12 protein-coding genes and 1 riboswitch are annotated in these 12,668 nt (G+C 44.1%); of the genes, 2 read left to right on the top strand and 10 right to left on the bottom strand.

Annotated elements, in window-relative coordinates; translation table 11 throughout:
- Positions 1–81: 81 nt before the first annotated feature.
- The 6 genes from GPK88_RS08570 to GPK88_RS08595 form a co-directional block, all read right to left on the bottom strand.
- Positions 82–1,098, bottom strand: coding sequence for a sulfate ABC transporter substrate-binding protein (locus GPK88_RS08570; protein WP_215707689.1), 1,017 nt, complete (start codon positions 1,096–1,098; stop codon positions 82–84).
- Positions 1,099–1,530: 432 nt separating this feature from the next.
- Positions 1,531–2,772, bottom strand: a complete 1,242-nt coding sequence (gene thiH / locus GPK88_RS08575; RefSeq protein ID WP_148445792.1) for a 2-iminoacetate synthase ThiH — start codon at positions 2,770–2,772, stop codon at positions 1,531–1,533.
- 46 nt (positions 2,773–2,818) lie between these two features.
- Positions 2,819–3,604, bottom strand: coding sequence for a thiazole synthase (locus GPK88_RS08580; protein ID WP_021977211.1), 786 nt, complete (start codon positions 3,602–3,604; stop codon positions 2,819–2,821).
- A gap of 57 nt (positions 3,605–3,661) precedes the next feature.
- Positions 3,662–3,865 (bottom strand): sulfur carrier protein ThiS, encoded by a 204-nt coding sequence (gene thiS / locus GPK88_RS08585; RefSeq protein ID WP_021977212.1) that lies wholly within the window; start codon positions 3,863–3,865, stop codon positions 3,662–3,664.
- A gap of 198 nt (positions 3,866–4,063) precedes the next feature.
- A riboswitch (TPP riboswitch) is annotated at positions 4,064–4,171 on the bottom strand.
- A gap of 192 nt (positions 4,172–4,363) precedes the next feature.
- Positions 4,364–5,296 carry a serine hydrolase domain-containing protein gene (locus GPK88_RS08590; RefSeq protein WP_173762190.1) on the bottom strand — a complete coding sequence of 311 codons (933 nt, stop codon included), beginning with the start codon at positions 5,294–5,296 and terminating at the stop codon, positions 4,364–4,366.
- A gap of 5 nt (positions 5,297–5,301) precedes the next feature.
- Positions 5,302–6,648, bottom strand: a complete 1,347-nt coding sequence (locus tag GPK88_RS08595; protein ID WP_021653084.1) for an APC family permease — start codon at positions 6,646–6,648, stop codon at positions 5,302–5,304.
- Positions 6,649–6,908: 260 nt separating this feature from the next.
- On the opposite strand from GPK88_RS08595, the gene GPK88_RS08600 reads away from it, so the two are divergent.
- Both GPK88_RS08600 and GPK88_RS08605 read left to right on the top strand, forming a co-directional pair.
- Positions 6,909–7,742, top strand: coding sequence for a MurR/RpiR family transcriptional regulator (locus GPK88_RS08600; protein ID WP_118063617.1), 834 nt, complete (start codon positions 6,909–6,911; stop codon positions 7,740–7,742).
- A gap of 21 nt (positions 7,743–7,763) precedes the next feature.
- A complete protein-coding gene (locus GPK88_RS08605) occupies positions 7,764–8,711 on the top strand; it encodes a serine hydrolase domain-containing protein (protein ID WP_215707690.1) in 948 nt (315 codons plus the stop codon).
- A 155-nt stretch (positions 8,712–8,866) separates the two neighbouring features.
- Here GPK88_RS08605 and GPK88_RS08610 read toward each other — a convergent pair whose 3' ends face one another.
- From GPK88_RS08610 to GPK88_RS08625, 4 genes are read right to left on the bottom strand one after another with little or no spacing between them, the layout of a single operon-like run.
- The gene (locus GPK88_RS08610) at positions 8,867–9,925 is read right to left on the bottom strand and encodes a sulfate/molybdate ABC transporter ATP-binding protein (protein WP_195566353.1); all 1,059 of its coding nucleotides are present in this window, start codon (positions 9,923–9,925) and stop codon (positions 8,867–8,869) included.
- Complete coding sequence (gene cysW, locus GPK88_RS08615) at positions 9,915–10,751, bottom strand: sulfate ABC transporter permease subunit CysW (RefSeq protein WP_148445782.1); 837 nt, start codon at positions 10,749–10,751, stop codon at positions 9,915–9,917. The genes GPK88_RS08610 and cysW overlap by 11 nt, the downstream gene beginning before the upstream one ends.
- Entirely contained in the window at positions 10,751–11,590 is an 840-nt protein-coding gene (gene cysT, locus GPK88_RS08620) for a sulfate ABC transporter permease subunit CysT (RefSeq protein WP_215707691.1), read from the bottom strand. The genes cysW and cysT overlap by 1 nt, the downstream gene beginning before the upstream one ends.
- A 37-nt stretch (positions 11,591–11,627) precedes the next feature.
- A complete protein-coding gene (locus GPK88_RS08625) occupies positions 11,628–12,653 on the bottom strand; it encodes a sulfate ABC transporter substrate-binding protein (RefSeq protein WP_252197722.1) in 1,026 nt (341 codons plus the stop codon).
- Positions 12,654–12,668: the final 15 nt, after the last annotated feature.

The raw sequence follows: 12,668 nt of genomic DNA on the forward strand, positions 1-12,668 counted from the left end.
CATAAAAGAAGCTGCAGACTCTGTTTTTTCACTGTTCTGCAGCTTCTTTGTGTTATTATGTCCAACTATATCTTCTGCTGTCTATCCTTCGTAAATCTGATCAAAAATTCCTCCATCTGAGAAATGCGTTTCCTGTGCCTTTTTCCATCCACCGAAATCATCAATGGTGACAAGATTGATGTCCAGGTCAAACACATCGGAGTATTCCTTCAGAATATCCTGGTTTGACGGACGGTAATAATTATCACCGGCGATCCGCTGTGCTTCATCGGAATAGAGATAATTCAGATATTCCTCTGCCACATCTCTGGTGCCTCTTTTGTCTACGACTTTATCGACTACTGCTACAGATGGCTGTGCAAGGATGCTGATGCTTGGTGTTACGATCTCGTAGTCGTCCGGATAATCTTTTACGGAAAGATAGGCTTCATTTTCCCAGGCGATCAGTACATCACCCTGTCCGTTTTCCACGAAAGAGGTCGTTGCGCCTCTGGCTCCGGTGTCCAGGACAAGTACGTTTTTGTAAAGGTCTCCGATGAATTCTTTAATTTTGTCCTCGTCTCCGTTATATTTATCTTTTGCATAGGCCCAGGCTGCCAGATAGTTCCATCTTGCTCCGCCGGATGTTTTCGGGTTTGGTGTGATCACACCTACGTCTTTTTTTACCAGATCGTCCCAGTCTTTGATGTTCTTGGGATTTCCTTTTCTTACAAGGAATACGATGGTTGAAGTGTAGGGAGAACTGTCTTCCGGAAACTCATCTACCCATCCGTCATCGATAAGTCCTGCATCCTGGATCGCATCCACGTCATACTCCAGTGCCAGTGTTACCACATCTGCTTCCAGTCCGTTGGCAACTTCAAGTGCCTGCTTGCCGGAGCCTCCATGGGACTGCGTGATATCCACATCCTGTCCTGTTTTTTCTTTCCAGTACTCCTGGAATATCTTGTTGTACTGTTCATAAAGTTCTCTGGTCGGATCGTAGGATACATTGGTAATGCTGACACTGTCCGCCGCATATGTTGTCACACCTGTAAGGCTTCCGATTGCTGCTACTGCTGCAAGAACTGCTACTGCTGATTTCCATTTTCTTTTCATAATACTTACCTCCTGTATTTTGCCTCGTGTTTTGTTGTTGGGGCTATTATAAACATGAGTAAGTCCATATGAAAACTGTTAGATTAGAAACCGTTTTCAGCAGTTTTCAGAAACAGGGGTGTTTTTGCGGATTTCACAGGTTTTTATATCTGATTCCGGCCGATATTATGTTGTTTTTGTTGATTTTTGCATCGTATTTTATTGTTCCGGGAGTATATGTGAAAACGTCATCAGCCTTGTGAATCCAACAATTTCTCCCAGTACGCTCCTCTGTTTGACAAAAATCTTTCCGCATTCATTTTTCTGAAACAGTTATCCACACCCGCCCCCAAAAAATCATTCTTTCGGGCGGGTGGTTTTCCACATATTCCACAGAAATTATCCCCTGTTGGCTGTGCAGTCATCTATGCGCTTGTGCGACATTATCTCTTTTTACAGATATATATAATCATTCATTACCGGCTGCAGGCCGTGGTCTTTCAGGGCGTTGAAGACTTCGTCCACGGATCTTGCATCAGAAATCTCAAACTGGTCATCGCCTTTATCTTCGATGTCTTCCACATGGCTTCCGATTCCTGTGCTGACACCTGCAGAAATCTTGGTTGCTGCGATATTTACCAGGTTGTCACGGACACGCTCGCACTCTCTGGTGGATACGGTGATACTTGCAAACGGCATAAACAGACGGTATGCACAGACTACCTGCAGAAGCTGTGGTTCATGGACATCCTTCGGATTAATCCGGTCATTGTTGATGATCGGGCGGAGTCTCGGGCAGGAAAAAGCAATCTCTGCGTGTGGATATTTTCTCTGCAGAAGGTATGCGTGATATCCCGTCGCAAAAGCATCTTTACGGAAATCATCCAGCCCCAGAAGCGCCGCAAAGCCAACTCCTCGCATGCCGCCTTTCAGTGCACGCTCCTGTGTATTTAATCTGTATGGAAAAATCCTCTTGTGGCCTGCCAGATGCAGGGTTTCGTATTTATCAGAATTATAGGTCTCCTGGAAAACAGTTACATAATCTGCACCGCATTTGTGAAGATATGCATACTCATCAGAATTCATCGGATACACTTCAAGACCTACCACCTTGAAATATTTCCGGGCAATCTCGCAGGCTTTTCCGATATATTCTACATTGGATTTGGATTTGCTTTCACCGGTAAGGATCAGGATTTCCTGAAGGCCGGTTTCTGCAATAGCTGCCATTTCCTTCTCAATCTCTTCCTCATTCAGCTGTGCACGGCGGATCTTGTTGTGGCAGTTAAATCCACAGTAAATACAGTAATTTTCGCAGTAGTTTGCAATGTAGATCGGTGTAAACATACAGACACTGTTTCCAAAATGTTTTCTTGTTTCGATCCGCGCTGCCTGTGCGATCTCTTCCAGAAGAGGCAGTGCTGCCGGTGAAAGCAGTGCCTGAAAATCTTCCGGTGTACGGTTGTCATGGGCCAGGGCTCTGCGTACATCTGCTTCTGTATATTTATCATAATCATATGCATTCATTGCAGAAATAACCTGATCCATCACATCAGACTCTTCCAGCTGCTCCATATCTGGAAGATACTTCATATGATCAATACGATTCTTTTTCATGTCTTCCAGAATTTCTTCGTTTACGATACTCTCATTAAAATGGCCGTCCTGCTGACTGGCCTGTACTGTTTCTGCCATTGTTGTTGTGTCGCTCCTCTCGCACTTTTATTATCTCTAAACTATTTTATTCATGAAGAAATCCGGTCAGCGGTGAAGACGCGCTGGCTCCTCTTTCCAGAGTTCTTCCCATGCCGGAAAGGTATGCACTTCTTCCTGCCTCGATAGCTTTCTTAAAGGCCTCTGCCATAACACGGACGTCTCCTGCTGTTGCGATGGCTGTGTTTGCCATAACTGCCGCAGCACCCATTTCCATAGCCTCACATGCCTGTGACGGACGGCCGATTCCTGCGTCTACAATGATCGGAAGGTCGATCTCATCTATGAGGATCTGGATGAATTCTTTTGTGCAGATTCCTTTGTTGGAACCGATCGGAGAACCAAGCGGCATTACACAGGCAGCTCCTGCGTTTACCAGATCTCTGGCAGCGTTCAGATCCGGATACATGTACGGCATGACAACGAAGCCTTCTTTTGCAAGGATCTCAGTTGCTTTGATAGTCTCATAATTATCCGGGAGAAGATATTTGGAATCATGGATAACTTCGATCTTTACAAAATCTCCGCAGCCAAGCTCACGGGAAAGTCTTGCGATACGGACTGCTTCCTGTGCGTTTCTGGCACCGGATGTATTTGGAAGAAGTGTAACATCCTTCGGCACGTAGTCCAGAATGTTGGCAAGTCCGCCTTCATTTGCACGGCGCAGGGCAAGTGTTACGATCTGTGTTCCTGCTTTTTCGATACATGCTTTTACAAGATCCAGAGAAAATTTTCCGGAACCAAGAATAAAACGGGAAGTAAACTCATGGCCTCCCAGGATCAGTTTGTCTTCATTTGTGTTTGCTGTTGTCATTTTTTATGTCCACCTTTCTTTTTATCTGTCAATTACATAATAATATCGCCTTTTATCTCAGCAGCTTCCGCCGCCCATAAACTGCAGAATCTCCACAACATCGCCGTCTTTCAGCACTGTTGTATCGTAAGTCTCTCTCTTGATGATCTCTTCATTCAGTTCAACTACTACCTGCACCGGAACATAATTGCAGGCTTTCAGATATTCGGTTACTGTCACCGGATTTTCCAGTGTTCTTTTCTCGCCGTTTACTGTGATCATAAGCTCTCCTTTCCGAGAATAAAAAAAGAGTCCACAAAGAAATACACCCGCGGTGGTGCACCCCTTCATGAACTCAGTTCACTCTCAAAATTTCCTGTATTCCGTTGTAGATACCAGGGTTAAAAGCATCTGCTCTTAAGCCCTTCCTTGTAAATCCTGATCATAAATAAAAAAGGAGATACACCAAAGTATCTCCCGTAAATTCATCCTATACGTTCCTACGTTGGCATTATCCAAATCAGGTATAAGGGTCGAAGTTGAAGACTTCCTCTCAGCCTGCCATCACAAGCTCCCCTGTTATTTACAATGCTTAGTATAAGGCGAATTATGATTAATGTCAAGCCTGAAAGGCTTAAGCCACCTTACATAACGGAATAGAAAACCCCGGAAGGCTCGCACACTTCCGGGGTTTTCGTTTTTGCCAATGTTTGAATTTCATCACATTTCTTAGCTACTATTATCTCATGCTTTCCACTCTGTTTTGTCAACCAGAGTATATTACAATTCCGGAACCACTGTAGTCCATAGATGATTTCCTATTTTCTGGAAATCCCCCTCCAGAGACATTACAGTTACTACTGCATCCTTGTCAGGAAACGCCAGACAGAACTGACCATAATTTCCATCGGATCGATAGGAACCGGCTTCCGGATTCATGACAAACTGATATCCATATCCAAAACCGGAATAAAGATTTCCCGGACTTCCTGCCGCTGAATTGTCTACAAGATTGGAAGTCGCAACTTTCATATACTCTTCCGGCACCAACTGTTTTCCATTGTATTTTCCTTTATGAAGGATCAGCTGTCCATATCTGGTGAACTCGTCAATATTTACATAAAGACCATTCGCAGCATGTACATGACCTTTCGGACACAAAGTCCAGTCCGGATTTCCAATTCCCAATGGTTCAAAAAATCGATTTCTCAGATATTCCAGAAGGTTGACACCCGCACGTTTTTCAATGGCACAACTGATCATATATGTGTTGAAATTACTGTACAGCCACTGGGTTCCTGGTTTATTTACAACCTTCGCGTTCTCAAAGAAATATCTGATCCAGTCCGGTGTTGTATAACGTTCCGGCCAGTCACAGAAAAACAGTGAGCTTTCCAGACCGGTGGTCATTGTCAGCATATTTTCCAGGGTCACATCACCAAGATATCCTTCTGTTTTTTCTGGAACATACTCCGGAAAAATATCAACGATCTTCTCATCCAGCTGAATCAATCCCTCATCCAGTGCAATTCCCACTGCACAGGATACCACGCCTTTGCATGCAGACCAGGTATTCAGGCGGGTTTTCACCGGCATTCTTTTATATTCTGCCGTTAACTGTCCTTCACGCCATATCTGCGCATACATAACATTGAGATTTTCTTTTAAAGTTTTGATAGCAAATTCATTAATCAGGTTCTGGTCTTTATTCATAAACATTAATCCTCCCACACACTTGTTTCCATCTTTACATCAGGACTTACACTTCTAAACCATCCGTAAGCCATGCATACTACAATGGCTATCAGACTGATGATTACTACCGGAAGTTTCAGGCTTCTGCAAGAATTGATAAAAATGCAGATATATGCAAACAGGCTCAAACAGCAGAGGAAATAATATTTTCCGTTAGAAATATGCATTGGTGATTTTTCCCATGCTTCTGCATGTTTTTTCGGAAGCTGGAAATAAGCATAAATCTGCAGAAATGCCAGTGCTGATGCCAGAAGCATAATATTATTTACAACATCACTGATAGAAAAGTCCAGTAACACAGGTAATATTCCCATAAGATAAGTAAATGTCATCAGTTTCCAGTAAGCCCCTCTTCTGTTCTGAGCTGCCCATGATTTCGGAAGCCATCCATCTTTACAGGACTGTGCAACCGGAATACAGTTATTGGAAATTGTTGAATTAATGGATGAAGACAGTGCAAGTACCGGACCACCAATCATAAATACTGTGAAAAGTGCCGGATTTAAAATATTTTTTGCAACCAGGGTAAGCGGCTGTCCGGCTACCTGATCCAGAGGAAGCACACCACTTGCTACAATTGCAACACCGCCATATACAACCATCAGTGTCGGAATACAGTACAGAAGTGCCTTTGGAATATCTTTATGTGCTTCTTTTGCCTGTTTACCATAATTCATAATGCAGGAATATCCGTTTGTTGAATATACATACAGCATGATTGCGGAAAAGAATCCGGATGGACCATTGGAGAAAAAGTCTGGTGCTGTAAACTCAAACACCGGATTTTTCAGCTGGAGGCATCCCAGAACAATAAACAGACCAAGTGCAACAAACAGCAGGATAACCAGAATTTTCTGTACCTTCGCCATTACATCCACACCACACAGATTGATGGCAAAGAACACACTCAGGGCTGCAATTCCAAACCATTTCGCATTGATCTGCGGCCACAGGGAATTTGCATACATACCAATTGCCACACCATAAGTCGCCAGATTGATCGTCTGTGGCAAAAATCCTACTGCATACATACCGGCAACTCGTTTGCCGGCCATATCTCCTACCAGAGAATAAAATCCTCCTCCAAGTTTCAGTGTAGATGTGATCCATGGAATTGGTGCAATCATCATAAATCCCCAGATACATGCAGCTACATATGCCAGCCATGCTGACTGACCAGTCAAAAGAATTGCCGGTCCGATCAGTGTCAGAACACCCGATCCAATCGCCTGTCCTACACCGATTGTATAAAGATCACTTCGTTTCAGGTAACCTGTTTTTTCTTTTATTTCCTTTACTGTTGACGACATAAAAGCCCCCCCTTTTTTATTGGCTCTAATATTAATAGTGCAATTAATTCTTTTTCTGACGTAATATGAATTATTTAATGCTATATTAACATCTAGGTTTCAAGATTTCTATTGACAATATTATTAAAAATACACACTTTAATTTGTGCATTATTTACATCTTTTTTATATCAAGAAGAATTTTTTACTCCATTATATTGTAATCAAACTTTACACCTGTTATAATTTATTATACTAATCGTACAATACAGGAGGTTTTCATGAAAATAGAACAGTTGATCCGTGAAAAAATATCTTCTCTTTCTGCCGGTCAGAAGAAAGTTGCCGAATATATATTACAACACCTTGATTCTTTCAGTTATTCCACCCTTGCGAAACTCAGCAAGGAAATTTCCGTAAGCGAAACCACTATCATACGCCTCGCTTATTCTCTGGGATTTGAAAGTTTTTCTGAAATGCAGCGTACTGTACAGAATGATATTCTTTCCATTCCCACAGCTACAGCAGATGACACACTGGACAATGGGAATTTCTATCAGAACATCATTGCAAAAGAACTCCATTCCATGGAAAACTGGGCTTCACACCTGAGTCAGGATGATATGGATCAGATCGTTACCTATCTGACCAATGCGAAGAAACGTCTGATTGTAGGCGCCCGTTCCTCTTACAGTGCAGCACTCTGGATGGGAACCTTGCTGAATCAGCTTCTTGGAAATACCAAGGTGGTTCATGAATTTTATGATCCCCATTTTGAATATCTCACGGAAGCTTCTGAAGATACTGTTGTTCTTCTGCTCTCTTTTGCCCGCTATACCAAATGGTCACTGAAATACGCACAGGTTGCCAAAAACCATGGTGCAAAGATCCTTGCCATCACAGACAGTATTTCATCACCGGCATGGTCTCTGGCAGATCATGCGGTCATTACAGAGATCAATCTCAATGAAATGGGATTTAACTCCTTTTCCTGTCTCTATTGTCTTTTTGACAGCATTGTTGCAAAAATCCGAAAAAGCAAGTGCAAGTCCATCAGTACACGCCTTCATGACCTGGAAGAACTTTACTCAGACTTTGATCTTTTTTACGAATAATAATTACAGGGAGGGATTATCATGCAGGAAATTTTAGATATTTTTCTTGAAAAATCTAAACATCATCATTCCAATATTATCTATGCCCAGATATATAAAAACGATGTTTTAAAAGAAGAATTCAGGCTTTTTCCGGTAAAAACCCGATTAAATATATGGTCTATCAGCAAGCCTTTTGTTGCCATGGCTGCTGGTATCGCAGAACGCGAAGGACTGATCACTCTTGATGAATATATTTATCCCTGGTTTGAAAAATATTTCCCATCTGATCCTTCCGAAAATCTTTACAAAATAAAGATCCGTGATCTGCTTACGATGTCATCCGGTCAGAAAGATCCTCTCTTTTTCTGCGACGGTCCGGAACGATACAGAGAAAAAGACTGGGTAAGATATTTTTTCCAGAATGATTCTTTTCCCTATACACCAGGTACCCATTTCGTGTACAGCAATTTCTGTTCCTATATTTTGTCTGTTCTTCTGGAAGAAAAATCCGGAACCGGTTTGTTGAATTATCTGCGATATCGTCTGTTTGAACCAATTGGCATCCCGAATCCGGACTGGACCCTCTGCCCTCAGGGACATTGCATGGCAGCTAATGGACTGTATCTGACGATTGATGAACTGGCCCGTTTTGGGCATCTGCTTCTGCATGAAGGTGCTCTGAACGGAAAACAGATTGTCCCAAAAAACTTTGTTATGGATGCCTGCCGAAAACATATCGATTCCTACAATCCATTAACCGAGCGTCCGGATTATCAGAGTTATGGCTATGGATATTTCATATATATGGGGCCCATGGAAGATACACTGATCCTGGCCGGCAATTATGGCCAATATTGTGTCATTGACAAAAAACGTCAAATGGTATCCTCTGTTATGTCTCTGGATGGCAATGACCATAAAAAAATCCGTGATGATCTGGTGGATTCTCTTGCAGAATATTATGGTGTAAAAATTTCACACATCTAAAAAAATGCCGTTCCCGCGGCCTCATCATATGATATTCGCAATCCGCTAACGCTACTTGCTCATAAAAAAATGCCGCTCCCGCGGCAAATCATATGATATTCGCAATCCGCTAGCGCTACTTGCTCATAAAAAAATGCCGCTCCCGCGGCATTTTTTTATATAACCAACCAATCCTCAACCATAGCCGTATTATGCAGCAGCACAGCTTCATTCCCCTTCGTCACAAAGATCCTCTGCACAAACACATCCACAACTTCGCCTTCCCGGACGGGTTCTTCGTCCAGGCTTCTCCTGGCGCTGAGGACGGTGTCTCCTACACGGACTCTCAGTTCCAGGCTGCTTCCACGGAAAGCAACTCGCTCTACAACACCCTCTGTTGCAGAACTCTTATATTTCTGCTCCTCATTTTTCTTCGTCACCTTCACAAATTCCGGCCGCACAATGGCCTTTTCACCTCCCGGAACTTCCTCGAAGTGATTGAACACCTGATAGTTACCGATCACAGAAGTCTGTCCGAAAAATCCCGCCGTAAACGCAGTATCCGGATTCTGGTAAACTTCCAGCGGCGTTCCCTTCTGTTCAATGCGACCACGGTTTGTAATGATGATCTCATCTGCCACCTCAATAGCTTCATCCTGGTCATGCGTAACGAAAATACTGGTGATTCCCAGCTTCTCGATCATATCCTTCAGCCAGCTTCGAAGCTCTGTACGAATCTTTGCATCAATCGCGGCAAAAGGCTCATCCAGAAGAAGCAGCTGCGGATTCGGAGCCAGTGCCCGGGCAAAAGCAACTCGCTGTCTCTGGCCACCGGACAGCTGACTTGGATATCTTTTTTCCAGGCCTTTCAGCCCGATCAGCTCTACCAGTTCCATAACCCTCTGCTTGATATACTTCTTATCCGCCTTCTGTACTTTCAGACCAAACGCAATATTATCATACACAGTCATATACCGGAAAAGGGCATAATTCTGGAACACAAATCCAATGCCTCGCTCGCTGGCAGGAACATCATTGACCACTCTTCCGTCAATGATGATCTCACCGCTGTCCGGCTGCTCCAGACCAGCGATCATACGGAGGATCGTTGTCTTTCCGCTTCCGCTTGGGCCTAAGAGACCGATCAGCTTACCTTTTTCGATGCCAAAACTTACGTTGTCAGATGCCTTGTAATCTCCATATGTTTTATTGATATTTTTTAACTCAACGTACATCGCCTTTTTCCCCCTTTCCTTTATGTTCCAAAACATTTCTCGCAATCAGAAGGATCACCGCCAGGATCACAAGGATCGAAGAAACCGCAAACGCCGGAACATACTGGAATTCGTTATAAAGAATTTCCACATGAAGCGGAAGTGTATTTGTTTTTCCACGGAGATGTCCGGACAATACGGACACGGCTCCAAACTCTCCCATGGCCCTCGCTGTACACAACACAACGCCATAGAGAAACGCCCACTTGATATGCGGGAATGTCACCTTTGTAAAAATGGTCCAGCCTTTGGCTCCCATTAGTGCTGCCGCCTCTTCCTCATCCGATCCTATGGATTCCAGGACCGGTATGATCTCTCTGGACACAAATGGAAATGTGACAAAGATCGTTGCCAGGACAATTCCAGGAACTGCAAACACGATCTGTATCCCTGCACTTTCAAGCACAGAATAAAGGGGGCTCTGTTTTCCAAAAACCAGAATATAGATAAGACCTGCGATAACCGGTGATACCGTAACCGGAATATCGATCAGAGTTGTGAGGATCTTTTTCCCCCGGAAATGAAATCTGGTCATAGCCCATGCTGCACACAGTCCGAAGATCGTGTTGCATACAACAGCAGCCACCGTTGCCTCAATAGTCAGCGCCAGAGCTTTCAGCGTATAAGAATCCGTCACAGCCTGCACATAGCACTCCCAGCCTTTACTCAGCGCCTGGGTCACAACAACCACCAGCGGAAGCACCAGCATTACAAAAAGAAAGATCACGGAGATCCCGATGAGGATCCATTTCACCGGCCCGGAAGCCTGCTTCTTTTTTTCGTCCATTACGCGTCCCTCCCTCTGATTCGTTTCGTATTTCTTGCCTGCACCATGTTTACGCCAAACAGGATCAGGAATGAAACTGCCAGTGTAACCAGTGCGATAGATGTTGCGCTTTCATAATCAAACTCCTGAAGTTTTGACATAATGATCAGCGGTGTGATCTCTGTATAATATGGTTTATTTCCTGCGATAAAAACAACGCTTCCGTATTCTCCCAGGCAGCGTCCGAAAGCAAGTCCGGCACCGGAAAGCATTGCCGGAAGAAGCTCTGGAAGGATAACCCTCCGGAAAATGGTGAATGGTTTTGCACCCATGACACGGGCCGCCTCCTCATAGGAACCGTCCAGTTTTTCCAGCACCGGCTGAATGGCCCGGACTACAAAAGGAATCCCCACAAAGATCAGAGCTACCGTGATACCGATCCTGGTATACGCGATCTTGATCCCGAACTTTGCAAAAAAGCTTCCCACCAGACCTTTATCGGATGTCAGTGATGTCAACGAGATACCGGCAACCGCAGTTGGCAGCGCAAACGGCAGCTCGATCATTCCATCCATGATCCGTTTTCCCGGAAAATCATATCTTACCAGCACCCACGCAAGGATCAGTCCCATGATGGCATTCACCACCGTGGCCGCAAATGCGGTAATAAAACTTACGTAAAATCCGGACAAAACTCGAGGTCTCGTGATCACCTGGATAAATTCCCGAAATCCCAGCCGCGCCGAATAAACTGCCAGAGATGCAAGGGGAATCAGAACCACGATACTCAGCATCGCCAAAGTCACTCCCATTGTCAGTCCAAAGCCTGGTATCACCCGTTTACTCTGTTGTTTCTTCATTTCTGTCTCCCCTCTTTTCTGTATCCGCTATGCTTTTTTACTCTTCATAAATCTCATCAAACACTCCACCGTCCGCAAAATGTTTCTTCTGTACTGCATCCCATCCGCCGAAATCTTTGATAGTAGTCAGCTTCACACTCAGGTTAAAAGTATCTGCATGTTTTTTCAAGATGGTCTGATTGACCGGTCTGTAATAATTCTCAGCGATCAGCTCCTGCGCTTCATCGGAATACAGATATTTCAGATAAGCTTTTGCGGCATCTGCGTTATCGTGTTTTTTTACATTTTCATCTACAACAGCAACGGACGGCTGTGCCAGGATACTGATGCTCGGTATTACGATCTCGTAATCATCCGGATTGTCCCTTACAGAAAGAAACGCTTCATTTTCCCAGGCGATCAGCACATCACCCTGTCCGTTTTCCACAAAAGAAGTGGTGGCACCTCTTGCTCCGGAATCCAGAACCAGGACATTTTTGTAAAGCTTCTTAATAAAAGCCTTCATCTCTATCTCGTTGCCGTTATATTTCTCATTGGCATAAGCCCAGGCTGCCATGTAATTCCAGCGGGCACCTCCGGAAGTTTTCGGGTTTGGTGTAATCACTCCCACACCATCCTTCGTCAGATCATCCCAGTCGTGGATGTTCTTCGGATTTCCCTTCCGTACCAGAAATACAATGGTGGAAGTATAAGGAGCACTGTCATCCGGATATTCATTAATCCAGCCATTGTCGATCAGTCCGGAATTCTGGATTGCATCAATGTCGTATTCCAGGGCAAGTGTTGCCACATCTGCCGGAAGTCCGTTGGAAATCTCCAACGCCTGTTTTCCAGAACCGCCATGAGACTGGATCACATCCACACTCTGGCCGGTTTCCCCTTTCCAGTAATCTGCAAAGATCTTGTTGTATTCCTCATAAAATTCTCTGGTTGGATCATAGGACACATTGATGATCTCTACCTGATTTTTATCCTTTGTATTGTTTCCTGATACTGCAAAAGTTCCTGCCAGTACCACTGCTACCAGTGCGATACAAACACCTGCGATGCGTCTTTTTTTCATGATTTATGTACTCCT

This window comes from Blautia sp. MCC269, assembly GCF_018785655.1.
In the GTDB taxonomy this organism is placed as follows: Bacteria; Bacillota; Clostridia; order Lachnospirales; family Lachnospiraceae; genus Blautia_A.

Coding starts and splice junctions, on each gene's coding strand:
- GPK88_RS08590 (WP_173762190.1), bottom strand. CDS start 5,296: ATGAATAAAGACCAGAACCTGATTAATGAATTTGCTATCAAAACTTTA.
- thiS (WP_021977212.1), bottom strand. CDS start 3,865: ATGATCACAGTAAACGGCGAGAAAAGAACACTGGAAAATCCGGTGACA.
- GPK88_RS08625 (WP_252197722.1), bottom strand. CDS start 12,653: ATGAAAAAAAGACGCATCGCAGGTGTTTGTATCGCACTGGTAGCAGTG.
- GPK88_RS08600 (WP_118063617.1), top strand. CDS start 6,909: ATGAAAATAGAACAGTTGATCCGTGAAAAAATATCTTCTCTTTCTGCC.
- cysW (WP_148445782.1), bottom strand. CDS start 10,751: ATGGACGAAAAAAAGAAGCAGGCTTCCGGGCCGGTGAAATGGATCCTC.
- thiH (WP_148445792.1), bottom strand. CDS start 2,772: ATGGCAGAAACAGTACAGGCCAGTCAGCAGGACGGCCATTTTAATGAG.
- GPK88_RS08570 (WP_215707689.1), bottom strand. CDS start 1,098: ATGAAAAGAAAATGGAAATCAGCAGTAGCAGTTCTTGCAGCAGTAGCA.
- GPK88_RS08580 (WP_021977211.1), bottom strand. CDS start 3,604: ATGACAACAGCAAACACAAATGAAGACAAACTGATCCTGGGAGGCCAT.
- GPK88_RS08610 (WP_195566353.1), bottom strand. CDS start 9,925: ATGTACGTTGAGTTAAAAAATATCAATAAAACATATGGAGATTACAAG.
- GPK88_RS08595 (WP_021653084.1), bottom strand. CDS start 6,648: ATGTCGTCAACAGTAAAGGAAATAAAAGAAAAAACAGGTTACCTGAAA.
- GPK88_RS08605 (WP_215707690.1), top strand. CDS start 7,764: ATGCAGGAAATTTTAGATATTTTTCTTGAAAAATCTAAACATCATCAT.
- cysT (WP_215707691.1), bottom strand. CDS start 11,590: ATGAAGAAACAACAGAGTAAACGGGTGATACCAGGCTTTGGACTGACA.